Origin of the sequence: Streptococcus parasanguinis, assembly GCF_047465465.1 — a bacterium.
Lineage (GTDB): Bacteria > Bacillota > Bacilli > Lactobacillales > Streptococcaceae > Streptococcus > Streptococcus parasanguinis_AI.
Window position 1 is genome coordinate 840,019 of sequence record NZ_JASGZU010000001.1, and the last position, 21,120, is coordinate 861,138.

Sequence of the window (21,120 nt, forward strand, 5' to 3'; positions counted from 1 at the left end):
GTTATTTAAGAAACTTTCCTTAGGTGAGAACGGACGTCAGCGAACTTCGAAGAAGTTCCATGACTTAGTTTTGAGCCTAAAGTCTCAAAACTCCCGAGTGCTTGAAATGATTATATTTCAAGCACTTTTCTCACGGCGGAAAGTTTCAATCTATGTTGAATGAGCCTAAAAGTATACCTCATTTTATTTTTCAGCATTCTTAGAACAGTTTGTCTACATTCTAAAAGGTTGAGCGACGCTCAACCTTTTTATTCTGCTTTATTAATGTCTTCTTTGACCTCATCGACATTGAATTTGGCAAAGAGGTACTGACGGTCTTGGACTGGGAAACGTTGATCCAGCTGATCGATAGCCCCCACCTCTACAATCCCTTCTGAGATGACAAAATCCATCACATGGCCACCAAAGGTGTGGTCATCTGAAATAAAGTGCAAATGGTATCCTGCCACACTCACGCCATGGAAAATTTCTGGTGTCCAAAAGCCGACGATGGTCCCTGTGACATTTTCCCGTGTATACTCTGGCTGATGGGTTGCAACCTCTGCAAACTTCATCTCTGGTGTTGATTTTGGAATCATACGGACATGCATCTTGACAAAGTCACCACGAATCTTAATGGAGCGAAAAAGATTTTCGCCATCGTAATAAGACTCAATACGAGCTTCCAATTCCTCATCCGTCATTTCAAAGCGTTGACGGAAAATCACTTCTGCTTGGTGAGGAACAACTGCTGCATAAGGAACCTTGGCATCAGGAGAAACTTCGACAATTTCAGGATGGTCGCCTGATCCCTTAGCCTGATAAGCCTTTCCATCTAATACGATCAACTCTCCATCAATTGAATCAAGCGTTCCAACTCCTAGATCCCCATGTTCCAAGAGTTCTCCAATCGTAAATGAACCCCCGTACAGACCCGCCATTAGGGCACCCAAGGTATTGTATTGAAAAAGTTTCACTGGTTCCATGTTTTTCTCTCCTCATTCTATCTTCTACCAGTATACCACAAACTGTTCCGAAACTTCACGATATGGTTTTATTAGAGGCTATCATAGATAGTTTGCATCTGCACATCGTCTGGTACGATCGCCAAATACTGATTGGCCACTTCACGCGCCCTTGTCACATCGCCAGCTTCACGCAACAGATACACATAGGCTTCGAGGAATTCTGGATTGTCCTTCAAGTCCTCATAGAGCCCTTGGTAGGCTGATACGGCTTCTTCTGTTTTCTCTAAGGCAGACAAAGTACGGGCAATGTTCCAACGTGTGACAACCGTTTCGACTTCTTCATTTTGCCAATCTAAGACTTCGTCAAAACGCTCCTGTTCTAAATAAAGGGTAGTGAGGCGAAGAGCAATCTCTTCGAGATCATCTGCCACTTCTTTAGCTTCCAACAGATATGTTTCTGCCTGTTCAGGCTGGTGGAGCTCATAAGAAAGCTGAGAAGCAAGAAGCTTCAACTGTGCGTCAAATGGATTCTTCTCAATCCCTTGTTTGGCGATTTCAAGCGCTTTTTCACGGTCATTTTCTGCCTGTAAGGCCAAGGCATACCCGTACTCATACCCTTCAAAATCAGGCGACAAAGTGTCAATTTGTTTGTAGTAGATCAGGGCTTTTTGGTATTCTTCTTGGTCTGACAATAAGGTCGCCAATTCATAAGCAATCTGGTCATCAAACTCAATCTCCAGAGCTTTCTCTAAGAAGGGCACAGCTGCTTCAAACTTACCAAGATTGGCATAGGCAAAACCAATCCGTTGATAGGTAGAAATCCCTGTCGCTTCCAAAATCTCCCGATTGTCCAACTGGGCATACTCTTGGATAGCCTCTTGGTAGCGTTCCAATTCCAGATCAATTTCTGCAAGCCCTAATTGAATGATCGGATCATCAGACAGACTGGCTGCTTCAACTAATTTTTCACGCGCCACATCTGCGAGACCTTCCAGCTGATAGAGATCTGCCTTGACCAAGAGACTAGCTACATACCAGTTAGACTCAGGGCCAATTTCTTCTAAATAAGCAAAGGCCTCTTCCGTTTGCCCTTCCTCTGCAAGGATGGTTGCCAAACTCAGATATACTTCTGGATAGGTTTCTGCAATCTGTTCATAAACCTCTTTTGCCTGAGGGTAAAAACCAATACTTTCAAGATATTGACCCAAATCCAATAGTTGCGCTTCACTATCTTCTAACAAGGCCTTTTGAAATTGAACTTCTGCTTCTTCTAGCTCTTGCTGATCAAGAGCCTCTACCATTTGTTGACTATGACTCACTCTGTGTTTCCTCTTCTATTTCATTGTGTTCTTCATACAAGCCACTGACGACCTTATACCATTCAAAGATAGCTCCAATAACGACCTTAGCAGATGCATAGACCGGAATACCAAGGAAAACTCCCCAGATTCCAAACATAGATCCTGACGTTAAGAGCACAAATAAAATGGTAATCGGATGGATATTTAACTGGCTTCCCAAAACCAAAGGAGATACGAAACGTCCTTCAATGGTTTGCTCCACTGCAAATACAATTAAGACCTTGATAAACATCTCTGGTCCTGCTACCAAGCCTAAGACTAAAGCAGGTAACATGGCTAAGAAACTACCCAAGTAAGGGATCAAATTCAAGATCCCTGCAGAGATCCCAAGTGTCACCGCATAACGTAAGCCAATGATCTTAAAGAAGAGGATAAACATAATGGCGACGACAATGGCTACCGTAATTTGCCCTCGAACATAATTGGAGAGCTGGGTATTGACATCTGAGAGAACTTGTTCAGCCGATTTACGAATCTTTGTCGGTAAGAAGCGAACAATGTGGCCTTTTAAATTTTTCCCATCCCGAAGAAGATAGAAAACAATAAAAGGCATGATGATCAAGGCAACGATGACTTGCGAAGCAACTCCGATCAAGTTGCTGACCCAATTGACAGCCCGCCCAGAGATCGAACTGGCCCAAGTAGTAATATTTGCAGACAATTCTTTGGTGATCTCATCCAACTGGGGTTTGATATCAGAAGAGACGCGATTGTCTAGAAAATCGTCGATGGTTGCATTGGCCTTCTCCAAATAAGTTGGCAGGTTATGAAAGAAACTCACCACTTGTCGTTGGACAGCTGGAATCACGACAGCCAGACCCCAGATTAAGAGGACTGCAATCAAGAAAAAGACGAAGGAAATCGCATAAATCCGCTTAAGACCTTTTCTTTCAAGAAAGTCGACAATAGGATTGAGCAAGTAATAGAGCAAACCAGAAATAATGACTGGCAGCATGACAGCTCCTGCAAACTCAAAAATCGGAATAAAAATAAAGGTGATCTTACTCAAGACCAAGAGATTCAGACCCAAGAGCAAGGTAACTAAAAATACGGTAATAGCCTTGTTGTCTATAAACCATCTAAAAAACCAGGACATACTAAACTGTTTTTCTTTATTATCCACGGAAAACTCCTTTTCATTTCAACATGTATCTATTTTAGCATTTTTTGAGCGTGAAGTTACGAAAAAACTAGTAAAATCAGAAAGACTACTCCCTTCTTCAACTAGCAATTGCCTTCCAATAGGACCTTTGATATAATAAACCTAACAAATCTTACGAGGTGATCTATGTCTCAATCAATTTATTTCGGTACCTATACCAAAAAAGAATCCAAAGGAATTTACAAGGCACAATTCGACCCTGAAACAGGGGCATTGAGCCATCTTGAACTAGTGGTAGCTGAGCCCAATCCAACCTATATCGCTTTTTCTAAAAAAGGCAATCTTTATAGTGTCGGAGCTGAAGATGGAAAAGGGGGAATCGCTAGTTTTACAGCCGATTTTCAGCCGCTCAATCACGTTGTCGAAGAAGGGGCTCCACTCTGCTATGTCTCTGTCGATGAAAACCGTCAACTAGTCTATGGAGCTAACTATCACAAAGGGCAAGTTCTCGTATATAAGCTAGAGGCAGATGGGCGTTTGTCCTTTGTCGATCAGGACACTCACCAAGGAAGTGGTCCCCACGCCAATCAAGCAAGTCCGCATGCTCACTATGCAGACCTTACGCCAGATCAGTACCTGATCACGTGTGACCTAGGAACAGACAGTTTGCATGTCTATGATGTCAGTGAGGAAGGAAAACTTACCCTGATCAATCAGTACCAAACAGCTCCAGGTGCAGGACCTCGTCACCTTGTCTTTCATTCCCACTACAAGACTGCTTATCTCATCAATGAATTAAATGCCACAATCGACGTCCTCTTTTATGACGGCATGGGTGAATTCGAACACTTCCAAACCGTCTCTACTCTTCCATCCGACTACGAGGGACAAAAATGGGCATCAGCCATCAAGCTCTCAGCCGATGGAAAATTCCTTTATGCATCTAACCGTGCTCACAATTCCATCGCTGTCTTCAAAGTTGTGGCTGATGGCAGCATAGAACTGATTGAAATTGTTCCAAGTCAAGGGCTCAATCCACGTGATTTCACACTTAGTCCTGATCAAAACTATTTGATCGCAGCCCATCAAGATTCACCAAACGCAAGCGTCTTCAAGCGGGATCTAGCTAGTGGAAAATTGACCCTTCTATCCGACGACTTCTATGTTCCAGAGGCAGTTTGTACGGTTTTTCATTAAGTCGTTTTAGTTGTCAAAGCTCTAAAAAAATGATTAAATAAATGAGAAAAAGGCGCAAGCCTGATTTCATAACTTATATTTTAGGAGATCCAAGCATGAATCCAATGGACTTATTTAATCAAGTAAAAGAAATGATCGAAAAGAAAGATTTCGACGCTGCAAAGAAATTTGTTGAAGACAACAAAGACAACCTCGGTGACTACCTTGAACAAGCAAAAGGGCTTGTTTCTGGAAATGAAATGGTCAGCGGTGCCTTGGACAAAATCAAAGGCTTGTTCTAATAACACGACTCCTCAACGCTTTAGTTGAGGAGTTTTTGTTTGAGCTGATCGCAAAAAAGATCCTTGAGAAAACTCAAGGATCTTTTTAGTCTAGTAAACTAGCTTATTTTTTCAAGTTGTAGAATGATTTCAATCCACGGTATTCAGCTACTTCACCAAGTTGATCTTCGATGCGAAGCAATTGGTTGTATTTAGCGATACGGTCTGTACGTGAAAGTGAACCAGTCTTGATTTGTCCTGCGTTTGTTGCAACTGCGATATCAGCGATTGTTGAATCTTCAGTTTCACCTGAACGGTGTGATACAACGGCAGTGTAACCAGCTTCTTTAGCCATTTCGATAGCATCGAATGTTTCAGTAAGAGTACCGATTTGGTTAACTTTGATAAGGATAGAGTTAGCACATTTTTCTTCGATACCACGTGAAAGGTAGTCAGTGTTTGTTACGAAGAAGTCGTCACCAACCAATTGAACTTTACCACCAAGACGTTCAGTAAGAGCTTTCCAACCGTCCCAGTCGTTTTCATCCATACCATCTTCGATAGTGATGATTGGGTATTTGTTTACCAATTCTTCAAGGTAGTCGATTTGTTCAGCAGCAGTGCGGACAGCAGCGCCTTCACCTTCGAATTTAGTGTAATCGTAAACTTTGCGTTCTTTATCGTAGAATTCTGATGATGCACAGTCAAATCCGATAAATACGTCTTTACCTGGAACATAACCAGCAGCTTCGATAGCAGCGATGATAGTTTCTACACCATCTTCAGTTCCGTCGAAACGAGGAGCGAATCCACCTTCGTCACCAACGGCTGTTTCAAGACCACGACCTTTAAGGATTTTCTTAAGAGCGTGGAAGATTTCAGCACCCCAACGAAGAGCTTCTTTGAATGTAGGTGCACCAGCAGGTACGATCATGAATTCTTGGAAAGCGATTGGAGCATCTGAGTGAGAACCACCGTTGATGATGTTCATCATTGGAGTTGGAAGAACTTTAGTGTTGAATCCACCAAGGTAGCTGTAAAGTGGGATTTCAAGGTAGTCAGCAGCTGCACGAGCAACGGCGATAGACACACCAAGGATTGCGTTTGCTCCCAATTTACCTTTGTTAGGAGTACCGTCAAGAGCGATCATAGCACGGTCGATAGCTTGTTGATCACGTACATCATAGCCGATGATAGCTTCAGCAATGATGTTGTTTACGTTGTCAACAGCTTTTTGAGTACCAAGACCACCGTAACGAGATTTGTCACCGTCACGAAGTTCAACTGCTTCGTGTTCACCAGTAGAAGCTCCTGATGGAACCATACCACGTCCATGAGCACCTGATTCAGTATAAACTTCTACTTCAAGTGTTGGGTTACCGCGTGAGTCTAGGACTTCGCGAGCGTAAACATCAGTAATAATTGACATTTCTTACTCTCCTTATTGAGTTATATTTTTTACTCCTCTATCATATCGTAATTAGGCTATTTTTTCAAGAAAAAACAAGGAAATCTACGAAAATTGAGAAGTTTTTAACAAGAAAACGGTTCCACTGTCTTATTTTCTGCCATTTCCCCTTCTTATTTAATTTTTTAGCATTCTTCTACTCTTCTGCTACGCTTTATGCTATACTAAACTTATGACAGATATTAATAAAACGATTTTAGAAAAAGCTGCTGGTCCTACTCGGTTCAATCCTGATGAACAGCGTCGATTTTTGGAGACATATGAGGAGCGTGTGATTGCATCATGTACCTTGGAGGAGGCAAGGGACAATCTCTATTTGGAGCACTATTCTTCAATTCTTACGAACATTTCAGAACGCTTTGAACCTGTATTGGTCAAGATTTCGCCTGCCTTGGATGAAAGCAGCCAACTTCAATATTTGAAAAAAACAAAGGATCTTGGTCTTGTGGCAAGCATTGTTTCAGATGACTGTCGCCACTCTCCCTTTGGTCTCATCATCCATACTGATCATCCATCTGGAATTTCTCCAACCGATATCAGCCTCCAGTATCCAAATTTGTTTGAAAAGAAAGAAGAGAGCACAGCACCTGAAAAAAAATCATTTTGGAAACGCCTCTTTAACTAAAGAAAGAACCAATTGAAAAGGAATTTCCTTTTCAATTGGTTCTTTTGTTTGCTTTCATTTTTAAGAGGTTCCCAATATTTCGGGCACAGGAAATCAGATTTTTTTCAGCATGAGTGAGTGCATCTGCCACCTTACAAGGACCTGGCACAATAGAGAAGGCAGCCTCAATATGATGACTTGGGAATGCTGGCAAATCGTCCGCTAAGCTACCACAAATAGCAAGCACTGGGATCTTATCTGGTGTTCGTTTGGCTACCCCGACAGGAGCTTTTCCAGACAGAGATTGGAGGTCCATCCTACCTTCTCCCACGACGACCAGATCCGCTTTTTGAACCTTACGATCGAAGTCGATTAGATCCAAACTTTTCTCAATTCCTGAGGAAACCTGACCACCCGCAAATGCGACCAAGCCAGCTGCCATGCCACCTCCAGCTCCGGCGCCAGCCATGGATAAAATTCGGGCATCTGCTAGCTGGTAAAAATCCTGCATAGCCTGGTCGACAGCTGGAAACAGAAGGGGATTCAAACCCTTTTGCCCGCCAAAGATATAGGTTGCTCCTTGACTGCCACAGAGAGGATTGGTGACATCCGTTAAGACCAGGAGCTCGATGTCTTGTAAAGCATTTGGAACCGCACTGGTATCTATTCTATCCACACGACCGATCGAAGCACCTACAGGACGAAGCAGATGACCTTGGTCATCATAGAAGGCTACCCCTAGTCCGGCTGCCATCCCAATCCCACCATCATTGGTCGCTGAACCACCAATTCCCACACAGATCGTTTTAACCCCTTGGTCAACCAATTGCAAAATCAGTTCACCAATTCCTCGTGTCTCTAGTTCTAGTGGATTGCGTTTTTCAGCTGGGATAGAGCCTAAGCCAACAAGAGAGGCCATCTCAAAAAATGCCATCTCATCTTTTTGGTAGTAAGACATTGAAACAGGCTGTCCAAATGGTCCGGTTACTTGCGTTTGGTACTCAGTTACATCTAGAACACTAGCTAGGGTTTCCATGGTTCCTTCGCCACCATCCCCTATGGGAAGGAGGTCAAAAGTTGCATCTGGTAGAGCCTCTTGAAATCCTTTTTTTAAGGCTTCTGCTACTTGTTTGGCGGATAAGGATTCTTTAAAAGAATCCGGTGCTAGTAGGATATGCATGCTGTTTCCTTTCTATGCTGGTCTAGAATTTCAAGAACAAGGCTTAGATCGCTCGTTTCAATACGGTATGGAGCTCGTTCGGCTACGATTGGCTTTGCCATAAAGGCAATCCCGATTCCGGCTGTTTCAATCATGGGAAGATCATTGGCACCATCTCCCATAGCAATCGTCTGACTTCGTGGAATATGATTTTCTCTCGCCCATGTCAGGAGAGAGTCTTTTTTTCTTTCAGGGGTCACAATCTCTCCGAGCACTTTCCCTGTCAGACGGCCATCAAAAGTCTGCAAACGATTAGCACGAACCAGATCAATTCCTAAAGACCTCGCGATAGGATCGATGACTTCATGAAATCCCCCTGAAACAAGGCCAACCTTGTAACCTCTTTGATGAAGTTCCGTGATTAAGATCTTAGCTCCCGGTGTGACGTCCATCTGCTCTATAATTTTCGGAAAAATAGAGGCCTCTAATCCCTTCAATAAAGCGACACGCGCCTCTAAAGATGCTGAAAAATCCAGCTCGCCATTCATTGCTTGTGCCGTGATCTCTGCTACTTTTTGTCCCACGCCAGCTTCTTGAGCTAGTAAATCAATTCCTTCTTGTTGGATCAAGGTTCCATCTACATCCATAACGAGGAGACCTGTTACTTCTTTCATCGCTTTCCCTTCTTATTTCTCCCTTACTATACAAAAATAGGGTTTAAATTTCAAGTTTCAATGATCATTTGAAGATAAAAAAAACGACCTCCTAAAAAGTCGTTTTTTTGTTATTAGAAGCGAATTTGCTCGCGAGTTTTTTCATACGAAGTAACAAAGCGATCTGTCACTCCAGCTTCTACCATCTCCAAAGCATCTGAGATGACCTTAAAGGAAGCTGCATAGTCATATTCTCTTTCGAAAATATAAAGGGATTCATCAAAAGCTGCTTGCACATGATCATCAAATGAACGGTAACGGTTTGAGTATTGCAACAACTGCTCGGTTAAAGTAGCATTTTGTACAATTCGATAAGTCGCTTCTTCCAATTCATTCATATCATTGGTCAAAATATCTAACAAACGATTGGTTGATTCGATGTTGATTTTATCCCCTTCCAACTCATCCATCAAAGCCTCTGTATTGTTGCTTGCTGTGAAGAATAATTCCAAGAATTCTTGAGGGATTCCTGGCAAGTTTCGCTTGTCCATATAGCGTTTAATGGCATGCAAACGGTTGGCATAGATGTTGACTTTTTGGCGAGCATTGGCATCGTCTTTTTCAATTTTTGAAAGGGAATCGCTTAAGCTGATTTGCTCATCTTCGATTTCTTTCAAGCGAGCCTCAATAGCTTCTAACTCTTCTTCTACGATAGAATAAGCTTTTTGTGTTTCAGATGAATCTTTCAAGGCATCTTCTACCACATTTTCTTGTGAAGATAGCTCAGCTTCCAACTCTTTTAACTGTTGGCTGAAAGCTTCATTCAAGACGAATGTTTTACCAAGGCGTTCCACTTCTGCTGCAAGGTTGCTATTGTTATCTTTTGCGTGTTTCAAATAGCCAGGCAGTTGTTTCACTAACTTCTTCACGACTTTTTGTGATTCGATTTCACGAGTAAAGATGTGATACAATGCATCGATTTCCTCTTGAATTTGCTCATTTTCGTAAATAGCATTGTCCAATTCAAGCGCGGATACATTTGCCATATTGTTCTTCAAGGAAGCATGCAACTGTTGGAAACGAGATTCAATATCTGTTTCAGTGAAGTGGTAGCCAGATTCCAAAAGCTTGCGGTAGCCACTTTCCAAATCCTCTAATTGGTCTGGAAGTTTTGACTGAAGAGCGGTGACAATTTCTGGCACTCGCTCAACAATTTGTTTTAAGGCCACAATATGATTCTCAGCTGTATCAAGGATTTCAGCTGCTTCAACAGGGTCACCTGAAGAATTCAAGGTGACAAATTGTGAAAACTCAGATTGAATATTTCCAATTTGCTTTTCAATTTCAGGAAGTGCACTGCCATAACGATCTGGGTCCGAAGTAACTTCTTTTTGAAGTTCCTCGAACATATCTAAGGCATGAACTACACGACCGCTATTCTTTTGTTCCTGCTCTTCAAGATCAGAAAGGGCTTTGCGAATCGCCTTGATATCTTCGTCGATCAATTGGATCTGACTTTCGATATTGTCAATGGCTTGTTTGGCCTTCATGAAACGGAAAGAATTATTATAGCCTTCCGCTTCAAAGAGATTGTTTTCGATATCAGCAAATGAATTCAAGGATAAATCTACCCATTTTTGATTCCATTCACGAAATGCAATTTGACTTTGACCAATCAAATGCATGTTTTTTACAGCCTCTACTTCATCGTTGACTGGAAGGTTGTATAATCTTTCTTTTCGTTCTTCCAGTGCTGCCAGTAAGGCTTCATTTCGTTTTCTCAAAATTACTGCAACCACATATCCGACAATCAAGATAAGGGCTACAACAAAGATGAGAGCAATTAGTCCACTAGACATATAAAAACTCCTTCATCGTATTACTTGCACGTAATCCTTGTCATTATACCATAAAATATCCATTAATGGGAAGCGTTCAGTAAATTTTATACATCGAGTGTACTATATTCAGCATTTTCTTCGATGAATTCACGACGCGGTTCCACCCGATCCCCCATCAACATATCAAATATCTTATCTGCTTCCGCAGCATCGTCTACTGATACCCGTGCCATCAAGCGGTGTTCTGGATTCATGGTTGTTTCCCACAATTGGTGATCATCCATTTCTCCAAGACCTTTATAACGTTGGATGGTTGGTTTTGAGCGACCTTCTGAATAGCGTTCCAAAGCTGCAGCTAATTCGGCTTCTTGGTTGGCACCAGGTTGGATATATTCTTTGATTTCACTACCGACTTTGACCCCATAGATTGGTGGTTGCGCAATATAAACATATCCCGCTTCCAAGACTGGTTTCATATAGCGATAGATCAAGGTCAATAGAAGGGTTCGGATATGAGCGCCATCGACATCGGCATCGGTCATGATGACTAATTTTTGATAACGCGCTTTTGTAACATCAAATTCTGCACCAAATCCAGTTCCCATAGCAGTAAATAAACTACGGATCTCTTCATTGGCTAGAATTTTATCCATACTTGCTTTTTCAACGTTCAAGATCTTACCACGGATTGGTAAAATCGCTTGGAATTCCCGATTTCGACCAGATTTTGCAGATCCACCGGCTGAATCCCCTTCGACGATGAAGAGTTCTGTTTCTTGTGGGTTGTTTGAAGAACAGTCTGCCAATTTACCAGGCAGGTTAGAAATCTCAAGTCCCGATTTCTTACGGGTCACTTCCCGTGCCCGCTTAGCAGCTACCCGAGCTTTCGCCGCTAAAATCCCTTTTTCAACGATTTTCTTAGCGATTTGTGGATTTTCCAAAAGGAAATCAGAAAAGGCATCACTAAAGAGTCGATTGGTAATCTTAACAACTTCTGAATTTCCAAGTTTTGTCTTGGTTTGTCCTTCAAACTGTGGATTTGGATGTTTAACAGAGATCACTGCTGTTAAGCCTTCTCGAACATCTTCCCCAGTTAGATTGTCTTCGTTTTCTTTTAAGAGTTTATTTTTCTTAGCGTAATCATTGATCACACGAGTGAGAGCTGTACGGAAGCCCTGTTCATGCGTCCCACCTTCATGGGTATGAATGTTATTCGCAAAACTCATGACCGTCTCATGGTAGCCTGTGGTATATTGCATAGCTACTTCAACGGTAATATCATCCATTTCACCATCTGTGTAGATTGGTTTTTCAAAGATGACATCTTTGTTTTCATTGATGTATTCGACGTAACTAGAGATCCCACCTTCGTAGTGGTAATGCTTTTCTTGCTCTAAGCCTTCTCGCTTATCCGTCAAAGAAATACGCAAGCCACGATTCAAAAAAGCTAATTCTTGAATCCGTTTATTTAATTTGTCAAAATCATACTCGGTGGTTTCCGTGAAGATTTCTGGGTCTGGAATAAAGTGGACGGTTGTTCCTGTGCGGTCTGTCTCTCCGATGACTTTCAAATCATCCACAACTTGTCCACGACGATACTCTTGGTAATGGATACTGCCGTTTTTATAGACGCGAACATCGAGGGATGTGGAAAGGGCATTGACAACAGATGACCCTACCCCGTGAAGACCACCAGAAACCTTGTAGCCACCTCCGCCGAATTTTCCTCCCGCGTGGAGCACGGTAAAGACAGTTTCAACGGCAGGTCGACCCGTCTTTTCTTGGATATCCACTGGAATTCCCCTACCATCATCGACAACCGTGATCGAATTGTCTTTTTCAATGAAAACTTCAATATGGCTAGCAAAACCGGCTAAGGCTTCGTCAATCGAGTTATCTACAATTTCCCAGACCAGATGATGAAGACCTTCTTTTGAGGTAGATCCAATATACATCCCCGGACGCATGCGAACGGCTTCTAGTCCTTCCAAGACCTGAATCTGACTGGCATCATATTCTTGCGCTTGAATTTCTTGCTGTTTATCCTCTGTCATAATTTCCCTTTTCTATTCAAATATAAACTGGTGTAAGTGGGGCATGGTATCAAATAAATAAGTTGTCAGCCCTGCCGCCTTCCCAGCTTCTATATCGATCGGACGATCTCCAATGACCAGACCATCTTGAATGCCATATTTTTCTTTCAAATAGAGCATCGAGGTTGGATCTGGCTTGCGAGGAAAGCCCTCGTCTGCTGTTACAATCTCAGTAAAGAAGGGAGCAATGCCCGTCTGATCAATAAGGGTCAAAACTTGGCGATCTCGATGAGATACCAAAAAATGACGTCCTCCATGTGCTTGAATCTCTTCTAGTAACTCTTTTGCTCCATCAAATAAAACCGGATCTTGCAAACCTAAGGCTTCTTTTTTCTTGTATTCCGTACGAAAATTAGGAATATGAGGCGCAAAGGTATGGATAGCATCCTGTGTTGAGATTTTTAACGCTGCATAAACAGAATCATGATCGGCTTGGATGTGAAAGTCCTTCAATGTCGCTACAAAGGCATTTGTGGACGTTTCGTAATTATCCAATAGCGTCCCACCAAGATCCCATATAAAATCATGATAATTCATAGTCAATATTATACCACAAATGGACAAAAAAAATAAGCTAAAACCCTCATTTAGGGGGGATTTTAGCCATTTTTTACGGTCATTTCATTTTAAATCATAGAGAAGTCATTTTCCGTCATAGAATGTAAACTTTCACCAGAAAATATGGTGTCCAAAAGAGCAATTTTAAGCATCTCCAAAGACATCTTGATAGAGCATTCCTTGACGAAGGCTTTGGGCATCTCCTCCAAACTGTTCTACCAAGGCATAGGCTAAGGCAAGCGCAGTTGAAGGACCACGACTGGTCAAGAGATTACCGTCTTTCACCACTGTTTCTTTCTGATAGTGTCCATCTTGAATCTCTTCTTCAAAACCATCGTAACACGTATAGTGTTTATCTTTTAAGAGGCCGGCACGCGCCAAGACAATTGGTGCTGCACAAATCGCAGAAATGATTTTTCCTTTTCTACTTTCTTCTTGAAGAGCTGCAATCAATTCCGAATTATCCCGCAAATTCGCAGCTCCCGGCATCCCACCTGGTAAGAAGATTCCATCATAATCTGACAGGTCCCCATTCCAGAGGCGATCGACTTCCACTGTGATCTGGTGAGAACCTGTGACCGTTTCTTCCATGCCAATAAGGTCACAGTCGATCCCAGCCCGTCTCAAAACATCGACAATGGTCAAGGCTTCAATTTCTTCAAAACCGTTTGCTAAAATCGTTGCTACTTTTTTCATTTTCATTCCTTCTTTCTATCTATTGCGCCTTTTTAAGGACTACTTTTTTACGGATTGGAGGCCCTTCTTCTGGCTCTTTCTTTTTGCTACTATGATTATATATTGAGAGGACCAGACCAATACCAATCAGATTACTAATAATAGACGATCCACCTTGTGAGATAAAGGGGAGGGGAATCCCCGTCAAAGGGAGAAGACCCGTTACTGCTCCGACATTTTCAAAAATATGAAAGACCAGCATCATGATAAATCCGATGGAAATATAGGTATAAAATTGGTTATTGGACTGGAGGGTAATTTTTAAAATGCGGTAAATCAGGGTCACATATAAAATCAACAGCACCAGAGCTCCAACAAAGCCAAAGTCTTCTGCGACGACCGTAAAAATCATATCGCTTTCCCGTACGGGAACCAATAAATTGGAGACATTAAAGCCTTGCCCAAAGAGACCACCACTAGCAATAGCTAGCTGTCCTTGTGCCTGCTGGTAGGTGGTGGTTTGTGCATAGTCAAAAGGATTTAACCAGGCTAAAATACGGTTCATCTGATAGGTTGGCATCCCTACTTGCTGGTGCAGAAAAGCTCGCCCCCCTTCTGAAAGAAAGAGGAAGAGAAAGCCTGCTAATCCACCTGCCAGAAGCAAGATGACCGGCAAGATAATTTTCCAGGAAACTCCTGAAACGAGCACTAAGCCCGCAAAAATGGCCAAGAATACTAAGGCCGTTCCCAAGTCCTGTTGGAGAGCCAATAAGGCAAAGACCGGAATCGTATAGATGGTCAACTCTAGAATCAAAAACCAATCTTGTCGTAATAATCGCTCACGCCCCTTATTTCTTTGCAAAAATCGGACAATAGAGCGTGACAGCATCAGGATGAAGGGGATCTTCATAAATTCTGAGGGCTGAAATAAGGTGATGTTCCCATAAGCCACCCAGTTTTTAGCTCCTGTTGAAGCTACCAAGTTGGGATTATAAAACACAAGAGGAAGAACCATCAAGGCTAGGCCAAGCAGGTAAAGAAAGGGAGTGATTTTCCAAAGAAATTTCGTGCTAAAAATCGTCACAATCAGGCAAATGACGCATCCCACACCAATCCAGGCCAATTGCTGCCCTAAAAAAGGCCACACCATTTGGGGATAGTCGTGAGAAACTGCTACATAAACAGATAAGATCCCAATCATAAGAAGGGTGAAGACAATCCCAATGATGGAATAATCCAGGTGAATCGTCCAAAAATGATGTTTCTTCATTCACGTTCCTTTCTGTGAGAATCATCAAATCAATTAATAGAACAACATTTGTAGAACCAAGCTAGATCCTGCTACACAAAACCAAGCAATCAACCCTACTAAAAGAGGGGCTGCTCCTGCTGCACGGAACTGTTTCCAAGAAACCTTGCTTCCGATTCCGACCAAGGCCATGGCCATAAAGAGGTGAGAAAGGTCCTTTAGGTAAGGAAGAACCACTTTAGGTACCAAATCAATAGATGAAAGAATAGAAGCCACAATAAACCAAATGATGAACCAAGGAATAATTTTCTTTAACATTCCTTTGTTTCTTCCTTGTTGCTTGCTCCGATACCATTTTAAACCGATCAAGCCCAAACAAACTGGTACAATCATCAGGGCGCGTGTTAACTTAACAATGGTCGCCATTTCACCCGCCGCCTTACTATAAGAAAACGCTGCTGCTACAACTGATGACGTATCGTTAATAGCTGTTCCTGACCAGAGGCCAAATTGAAAATTAGACATATGCCATACATGCCCTAATACTGGAAAGATAAAGACAGCCAAAATGTTGAAGAAGAAGATGGTTGACATAGATAAGGCAATTTCCTCTTCGTCTGCTTCAATGATCGGCGCAGCTGCTGCGATAGCAGATCCACCACAAATAGCTGTACCAAACCCAATTAAGGTCCGTAGGTGAGATTTCAGATGGAAGACTTTCCCAAAGATCATCGCTGCAAGAAAGGCAACTGTTATCGTTGGCAGACTAATCTTCAAAGAAGACAAGCCTGTAGAGGCAACCGTCGCAATCGGCAAGCTAAATCCCATGAAGATAATCGAATACTGCAATAATTTCTTACCGGACCAGTTCAGTCCTGGTCGTGAATTCTCTGGCAAATCTACTAATTCATTGAGGACAATTCCTAAAATCAAAGCAAAGACACTGGAGCCAATGATGGGAAAGAAAGTTCCCAAAAACATGGCGCAAAGAGCCAGTACAAATGCAATTGCAAGTCCAAGTCCTTTATTTTTCATTCTCTCAATTCCTTTCAAAAAAGTCAGCTGCTTGCTCAACAAGCCGCTCTCTCACTGTCGTGTGAAGGGGCAACACTTGCTGCAAACCATCTAAAATTTGTTTTCCATATCGTTTGGTCACCACTCGCTGATCCAATAAGAGGACCAACGATTCCTGGTCTTGAAAACGGCTGGTTCTCCCAATAGCCTGTTTGAGCCTTAAAATCGCGACCGGAAGGCTATAGTCATAAAAGGGATTTTTCCCCTGTTCTCTGAGTTGGGTATTCAGCTTTTGAACCATATAATCTTTGGGGTTGTCAAAAGGAAGGCGCGTGATGATTTGAATCACTTCTTTTTGTTGGGAAAAATCGACACCCTCCCAGAAGCTTCCTGTTCCCAATAAAATAGAGCTTTCTCCTCGGTCAAATCGTCGCTTAATATTAGCTGCATCGCCATTTCGATACTGGGCCAAATGAGGAAACTTCAATGCGTTTGACGTCTCCAGTAACAATTCTTTTGAGGTAAACAAAAGAAAAATTGGTTTTCTTAGAGGAAGGAGTTCATCGATGAGCTGACAAATCTCTCCTGCATACTCCACGGAAGATAAAGAAACGACATCTGGAAAATCTATCGGCACCAACAATTCCTGGTGTTGTTTGACTGTTATTGGCACCCGGTAGATTTGCTGCTCTTGGTATCCCAAAAGGGCAGGTAAATGCACCTTTTTACTGATCGCGATCGTCGCTGATACAAAGAGCACGGGAACTTCTTCAGGCACAAACTCCTTAAAGGATAGCAAGTCCTCCACTCCTCCATGGAGACGAAGAATCTGGTGGCTTTCGACCACTTCCTTGTCCATCCAAAAAATCTGGTAGCGCTCATCAAACAATTCTCTTAGATTCTCTAGAGATTCGTTTTTTAATTCCGATACATCCTGTCGAATTTTTGCCACTGTTTGATCTGATAAGATCGCTGTTTTTCCTTGTACAACTTCCTTAGAGCAGGCATTTAACTCAAATTGAATACTTTCCAGCAAACGCCGTTGCAGCAGATCTTTTTCCTCTTCAATAGCGTGTTGCAAGCTTAGAAGAAGAGATTGCAAGGTTTCTTCTCTCTGTGAAAACTGCTCCAAAGCAAAGAAGAGTTTTTGCGCTTCATCCACTACCAGAACAGATTCTTGAAGTAGACTCTTATCATCTTCTAGACGGGTTAACAGATAGGCATGATTGGTCAGAATTACTCGGCTGGTTTTCACTTTTTCCTGGCCGAGACGCCAAAAATCTTCCTGATAAAAAAGCGAACGTTTCGACAATTGGCCATCGTGGCAAATGTCAGCTACAAAATGAAGATGACGATAGAGTTGACCAATTTCACTGAGCTCTCCCGTTTCTGTCATCGTCAGCCAAACCAACAGTTGCATTTTAAAGCGTCGGATCATCCCATTATCTGACTCACTCTGTAAGGCCTCATAAAATTTATCGAGTTGGATGTAATCCTTGGGACTTTTCAGGCTATGAAAGGGAATTTGGAAAAGATCTTGGATGGTCTTTCCTTCCTTCTTCATAATTTGATCCTGAAGAATTTTAGTGGGAACACTGACAAGAATGCGCTTAGAGGTTTTCGCCAAAAGCGTTAATAGATAAGCGTATGTCTTCCCGATACCCGTTGGCGCTTCAATAAAACTCGGAAGTGGCTGTTGCAAACTATCCTCGATATAGGCAACAAATTCTCTCTGCTCCGGATAAGCCTCCATTCCCAACAGCTGCATATTGAGTTCAAACTGTTCAGACAAATGACGACTTTCTAAAAACTGCTGTGGCTTGCGCAGATAGAGACCATGAACTTCTACTAAATGAGCTGGTAAAAAAAGGCTACTGTCTTCAAGCGCATCTTCTATTAAGAGTCGTGATTCATAAATCAAACAATCTGCCATCGAAAGAAGTTTTTCGATCAATCCTCTCGGTAAGCTCGCAATTTTCTCTCTCAATTTCAACAGTAGCTGGGCTGTTGCCATAGCATCCGCTAAAGCGGAGTGAGCATGGTGCAACTCAATTTCCAGTTCAGCTGCAAGCGCTCCTAAATTGTAGCGTTCTAAAGTCGGATAGAAAATTTGAGACAATTCAACCGTATCAATCCGAGGAGTCGTTAGCTCAAATCCTTCCCAAAAGAGGGCTTCTGCTAATAAATTCGCATCAAATTTGACATTATGGGCCACAAAGACGGCATCTTCTATTAATTCAAAAATTTCTTTTGCCACTTGTGCAAACTCTGGTGCTTTTTTCAAGCGAGCATCTGTCAGGCCAGTCAATTGTTTGATATGCTCATCCAATCGTTCATGGGGATTCACATCCGTCTCATAGGATTGCGTAATCCTCCCATCTTCGATGATGACAATCCCAACCTGAATGATCTTAGCATTGCTTCCAGCACTGGTCGCTTCCAGATCCACAATGGCATATTTCCGTTTCTGTCTTGTCATAATACTTAAAATTATATCACGTTTGAGCAAGCTCTGCAGATTTTTTTCTCCTTTCATGTTGACTTCAATCCTGTTATTTTCCTTGCAATTTGATACACTATTCTAGAAAGGAGTCCTTATGAAAATCTATCGTACTGTTAATCCTGTAGCTTATGAAAACACCTACTACCTTGAAAATGAACACTCCCTCATTCTTGTCGATCCAGGTAGCGACTGGGCGACTATTCAAAAACAAATAGATCGCATCGGAAAACCAATCGTAGCGATTCTTTTAACCCATACGCATTACGATCACATTATGAGTCTTGAAAAGGTTCGTCAGACCTATCATTTCCCACCTGTTTATGTCCATTCAGCAGAAGCCAGTTGGTTGTCTTCTCCTGTCGATAATTTATCTGGTTTGGATCGTCATGCGGATTTAGAAGATGTGGTATGCAAGGAGGCCGACTTCCTTTATGACATTCGCTCCGATTACCAAATAGCTGATTTCCACTTTTATGTTCTGGAGACACCAGGCCACTCTGCAGGAGGAGTCTCTATCGTCTTTCCTGAGGATCACCTGGTTCTATCCGGTGATGCCCTTTTTCGCGAAACTATCGGACGGACCGATCTTCCGACAGGGAACGCGACACAGTTACTTAGCAGTATCAGAGAAGAGCTCTTTACCCTTCCATCTTCCTACACTGTCTATCCCGGTCATGGCCCTGAAACTTCTATTGGTCACGAGAAGATGTTCAATCCCTTCTTTAGACAATCCTAAAGAGTCCTTATCATCCTTCCTGTCCTCATAAAAGTAGACAAAAAAAGCAAGTGCGAACTTGCTTTTTTATTATATCTTAAGAAAACGTCTCATGGAGATTGAAGAACCAATCGCTCCAATCAAAATTCCTAATCCAAAGAGGCCACCGACCATGATCGGTACCAAGAGATGAGGACTATAGAGATACAAGTTTTGATCTGCCAAATTATTGTTCATAGATGTATAGACAACATTATAAACGTAGAAGACTAAAGCTGAAGGAACCAAGGCTCCCAAAAGACCGATCCAAGCACCTTCTAAAAGGAATGGTGCACGAATATAGCCATTTTTTGCTCCTACCAGTCGCATAATCTTAATCTCACGACTACGTGAAATGATGGTAATCCGAATGGTATTTGAAATCAAGAAGACTGCGATGAAGATCAATAAAGCTACACCAATCAAGCCCCAGTTTCGGATGAAGGTTCCAAGAGCAAACAAGCGTTGGGTATCGACCCCACCATCTTTAACTTCAGAGACCCCTTCAATTTTTTTGGCATCAGCCGAAACTTGCTTTACATATTTAGGAGCTGTTGTCTCTACATAATAAGCATCATAGAGAGGATTGGCATCTCCATCAAAAATCTTCCAGTTGTTCCCAGCCGTTTTGATCAGTTTATCATACTGCTCTTCCTTGCTAGAAAAATCAACCTTGTCAACATGCTTCATGGCTGTCAGAGCATCGTAGACCTTATGGTAGTTTTCATTGGTCACGGTTTGACCGTCTTTTTCAATCTGCTCGCTCTGATCTTGAATATCCTTGCGCATGTATACTACAACCCGCACACTGTTTTGAATATCATCTGAAAGCTTGATGGTATTGGCAATAACTGAGGCGAAAATAGCAACCAAGCTAAGGGTAATCATAACCGAGCTGACCGCTGCAATCGTCATCCAACCATTTCGTTTCAAGCTTTTAAGCGATTCGATTAAGTGTCGGAAAAATCTTCTAATCATCGTATCCGTACTCTCCTTCCGCTTCATCACGCACTACACGACCATTTTCAATCGCGATGACACGGTGACGTAAAGTATTTACAATCTGGCTATTGTGGGTCGCCATCAATACTGTGGTCCCTTGCAGATTAATCCGCTCCAAAAGATTCATGATTTCCCATGAATTATCTGGGTCCAAGTTCCCCGTTGGCTCATCCGCAATCAAGACTTTCGGATTGTTGACGATCGCACGAGCAATCGCAATCCGTTGTTGCTCCCCACCGGACAATTCATTCGGGAATGAGCGGACCTTGTGTTTCAATCCGACAAGATCCAAAACTTCCATCACACGCTTTTTAATATTGCGACGGCGCTCACCGATAACTTGCATAGCGTAGGCAATATTTTCATAAACGGTTTTCTTTGGAAGCAATTTATAATCTTGGAAGACCACTCCCACATTGCGTCGCAACATAGGAATATCGCGTTTTTTGATTTTATCCAAATCAAAATCAGCTACTTTCAAACTTCCTTTATCGTGTTTGACTTCACGGTATAAAAGTCGAATAAAGGTCGACTTCCCTGCACCAGAAGGTCCTACGATGTAGGCAAATTCTCCTGGTTCAATTTGGACAGAGACCCCGCGAAGGGCCGTCGTCCCGTTGTCATACTTTTTGACAACATCTTTCATTTCAATCATTGACATGTAATGAAATTCCTTTCAT

At 42.3% G+C, this 21,120-nt stretch carries 19 protein-coding genes; 4 read left to right on the forward strand and 15 right to left on the reverse strand.

The window, feature by feature from the left end:
• Positions 1-248: 248 nt before the first annotated feature.
• The 3 genes from budA to QM351_RS04230 all read right to left on the reverse strand — a co-directional run bounded on the left by budA (position 249) and on the right by QM351_RS04230 (position 3,431).
• Entirely contained in the window at positions 249-965 is a 717-nt protein-coding gene (gene budA, locus QM351_RS04220) for an acetolactate decarboxylase (RefSeq protein WP_049486420.1), read from the reverse strand.
• Between the two features lie 71 nt (positions 966-1,036).
• Positions 1,037-2,266: a tetratricopeptide repeat protein gene (locus QM351_RS04225; RefSeq protein ID WP_414326687.1), complete on the reverse strand. Its 1,230-nt coding sequence runs from the start codon at positions 2,264-2,266 to the stop codon at positions 1,037-1,039.
• Complete coding sequence (locus tag QM351_RS04230) at positions 2,256-3,431, reverse strand: AI-2E family transporter (RefSeq protein ID WP_414326688.1); 1,176 nt, start codon at positions 3,429-3,431, stop codon at positions 2,256-2,258. Before QM351_RS04230 ends, QM351_RS04225 begins: the two co-directional genes overlap by 11 nt.
• Before the next feature lie 165 nt (positions 3,432-3,596).
• Here QM351_RS04230 and QM351_RS04235 point away from each other — a divergent pair, with 165 nt between their 5' ends.
• On the forward strand, positions 3,597-4,607 hold the full coding sequence (locus QM351_RS04235) for a lactonase family protein (protein ID WP_195487649.1): 1,011 nt from the start codon (positions 3,597-3,599) through the stop codon (positions 4,605-4,607).
• Positions 4,608-4,702: 95 nt separating this feature from the next.
• Complete coding sequence (locus QM351_RS04240; protein ID WP_049497454.1) at positions 4,703-4,888, forward strand: hypothetical protein; 186 nt, start codon at positions 4,703-4,705, stop codon at positions 4,886-4,888.
• Between the two features lie 103 nt (positions 4,889-4,991).
• Here the strand turns inward: QM351_RS04240 and eno are convergent, their stop codons facing one another.
• Entirely contained in the window at positions 4,992-6,296 is a 1,305-nt protein-coding gene (gene eno / locus QM351_RS04245) for a surface-displayed alpha-enolase (RefSeq protein WP_021153554.1), read from the reverse strand.
• Positions 6,297-6,507: 211 nt separating this feature from the next.
• Here eno and QM351_RS04250 point away from each other — a divergent pair, with 211 nt between their 5' ends.
• Positions 6,508-6,960 (forward strand): DUF1694 domain-containing protein, encoded by a 453-nt coding sequence (locus QM351_RS04250; protein WP_414326689.1) that lies wholly within the window; start codon positions 6,508-6,510, stop codon positions 6,958-6,960.
• Positions 6,961-6,991: 31 nt separating this feature from the next.
• On the opposite strand, the gene QM351_RS04255 is transcribed toward QM351_RS04250, so the two are convergent.
• From QM351_RS04255 to QM351_RS04295, 9 genes are all read right to left on the reverse strand, one after another.
• On the reverse strand, positions 6,992-8,119 hold the full coding sequence (locus QM351_RS04255; protein WP_414326690.1) for a glycerate kinase: 1,128 nt from the start codon (positions 8,117-8,119) through the stop codon (positions 6,992-6,994).
• Positions 8,104-8,772 carry a phosphoserine phosphatase SerB gene (gene serB / locus QM351_RS04260; RefSeq protein WP_414326691.1) on the reverse strand — a complete coding sequence of 223 codons (669 nt, stop codon included), beginning with the start codon at positions 8,770-8,772 and terminating at the stop codon, positions 8,104-8,106. The genes QM351_RS04255 and serB overlap by 16 nt, the downstream gene beginning before the upstream one ends.
• A gap of 113 nt (positions 8,773-8,885) precedes the next feature.
• Positions 8,886-10,610 carry a septation ring formation regulator EzrA gene (ezrA, locus tag QM351_RS04265; protein WP_414326692.1) on the reverse strand — a complete coding sequence of 575 codons (1,725 nt, stop codon included), beginning with the start codon at positions 10,608-10,610 and terminating at the stop codon, positions 8,886-8,888.
• 86 nt (positions 10,611-10,696) lie between these two features.
• Positions 10,697-12,646 (reverse strand): DNA topoisomerase (ATP-hydrolyzing) subunit B, encoded by a 1,950-nt coding sequence (gyrB, locus tag QM351_RS04270; RefSeq protein ID WP_414326693.1) that lies wholly within the window; start codon positions 12,644-12,646, stop codon positions 10,697-10,699.
• A 12-nt stretch (positions 12,647-12,658) separates the two neighbouring features.
• Entirely contained in the window at positions 12,659-13,222 is a 564-nt protein-coding gene (locus QM351_RS04275) for an HAD-IA family hydrolase (protein ID WP_195487656.1), read from the reverse strand.
• 165 nt (positions 13,223-13,387) lie between these two features.
• Positions 13,388-13,939, reverse strand: a complete 552-nt coding sequence (locus QM351_RS04280) for a DJ-1 family glyoxalase III (protein ID WP_023918632.1) — start codon at positions 13,937-13,939, stop codon at positions 13,388-13,390.
• 19 nt (positions 13,940-13,958) lie between these two features.
• Positions 13,959-15,188 (reverse strand): FtsW/RodA/SpoVE family cell cycle protein, encoded by a 1,230-nt coding sequence (locus QM351_RS04285; protein ID WP_414326694.1) that lies wholly within the window; start codon positions 15,186-15,188, stop codon positions 13,959-13,961.
• A gap of 33 nt (positions 15,189-15,221) precedes the next feature.
• Entirely contained in the window at positions 15,222-16,202 is a 981-nt protein-coding gene (locus QM351_RS04290) for a YeiH family protein (protein WP_414326695.1), read from the reverse strand.
• 4 nt (positions 16,203-16,206) lie between these two features.
• On the reverse strand, positions 16,207-18,660 hold the full coding sequence (locus QM351_RS04295; RefSeq protein WP_414326722.1) for a bifunctional DnaQ family exonuclease/ATP-dependent helicase: 2,454 nt from the start codon (positions 18,658-18,660) through the stop codon (positions 16,207-16,209).
• A gap of 118 nt (positions 18,661-18,778) precedes the next feature.
• On the opposite strand from QM351_RS04295, the gene QM351_RS04300 reads away from it, so the two are divergent.
• Positions 18,779-19,420 (forward strand): MBL fold metallo-hydrolase, encoded by a 642-nt coding sequence (locus QM351_RS04300; RefSeq protein WP_414326696.1) that lies wholly within the window; start codon positions 18,779-18,781, stop codon positions 19,418-19,420.
• A gap of 69 nt (positions 19,421-19,489) precedes the next feature.
• Here the strand turns inward: QM351_RS04300 and ftsX are convergent, their stop codons facing one another.
• The gene (gene ftsX, locus QM351_RS04305) at positions 19,490-20,416 is read right to left on the reverse strand and encodes a permease-like cell division protein FtsX (RefSeq protein ID WP_042759907.1); all 927 of its coding nucleotides are present in this window, start codon (positions 20,414-20,416) and stop codon (positions 19,490-19,492) included.
• Entirely contained in the window at positions 20,409-21,101 is a 693-nt protein-coding gene (gene ftsE, locus QM351_RS04310; protein WP_003008021.1) for a cell division ATP-binding protein FtsE, read from the reverse strand. Before ftsE ends, ftsX begins: the two co-directional genes overlap by 8 nt.
• Positions 21,102-21,120: the final 19 nt, after the last annotated feature.

Bases quoted from the DNA above. Each gene is read 5' to 3' on its own strand.
- QM351_RS04295 (WP_414326722.1), bottom strand. From the start codon at position 18,660: ATGACAAGACAGAAACGGAAATATGCCATTGTGGATCTGGAAGCGACC.
- QM351_RS04255 (WP_414326690.1), bottom strand. From the start codon at position 8,119: ATGCATATCCTACTAGCACCGGATTCTTTTAAAGAATCCTTATCCGCC.
- ftsE (WP_003008021.1), bottom strand. From the start codon at position 21,101: ATGTCAATGATTGAAATGAAAGATGTTGTCAAAAAGTATGACAACGGG.
- budA (WP_049486420.1), bottom strand. From the start codon at position 965: ATGGAACCAGTGAAACTTTTTCAATACAATACCTTGGGTGCCCTAATG.
- QM351_RS04290 (WP_414326695.1), bottom strand. From the start codon at position 16,202: ATGAAAAATAAAGGACTTGGACTTGCAATTGCATTTGTACTGGCTCTT.
- gyrB (WP_414326693.1), bottom strand. From the start codon at position 12,646: ATGACAGAGGATAAACAGCAAGAAATTCAAGCGCAAGAATATGATGCC.
- eno (WP_021153554.1), bottom strand. From the start codon at position 6,296: ATGTCAATTATTACTGATGTTTACGCTCGCGAAGTCCTAGACTCACGC.
- serB (WP_414326691.1), bottom strand. From the start codon at position 8,772: ATGAAAGAAGTAACAGGTCTCCTCGTTATGGATGTAGATGGAACCTTG.
- QM351_RS04275 (WP_195487656.1), bottom strand. From the start codon at position 13,222: ATGAATTATCATGATTTTATATGGGATCTTGGTGGGACGCTATTGGAT.
- QM351_RS04240 (WP_049497454.1), top strand. From the start codon at position 4,703: ATGAATCCAATGGACTTATTTAATCAAGTAAAAGAAATGATCGAAAAG.
- ftsX (WP_042759907.1), bottom strand. From the start codon at position 20,416: ATGATTAGAAGATTTTTCCGACACTTAATCGAATCGCTTAAAAGCTTG.
- QM351_RS04235 (WP_195487649.1), top strand. From the start codon at position 3,597: ATGTCTCAATCAATTTATTTCGGTACCTATACCAAAAAAGAATCCAAA.
- QM351_RS04300 (WP_414326696.1), top strand. From the start codon at position 18,779: ATGAAAATCTATCGTACTGTTAATCCTGTAGCTTATGAAAACACCTAC.
- ezrA (WP_414326692.1), bottom strand. From the start codon at position 10,610: ATGTCTAGTGGACTAATTGCTCTCATCTTTGTTGTAGCCCTTATCTTG.
- QM351_RS04250 (WP_414326689.1), top strand. From the start codon at position 6,508: ATGACAGATATTAATAAAACGATTTTAGAAAAAGCTGCTGGTCCTACT.
- QM351_RS04285 (WP_414326694.1), bottom strand. From the start codon at position 15,188: ATGAAGAAACATCATTTTTGGACGATTCACCTGGATTATTCCATCATT.
- QM351_RS04280 (WP_023918632.1), bottom strand. From the start codon at position 13,939: ATGAAAAAAGTAGCAACGATTTTAGCAAACGGTTTTGAAGAAATTGAA.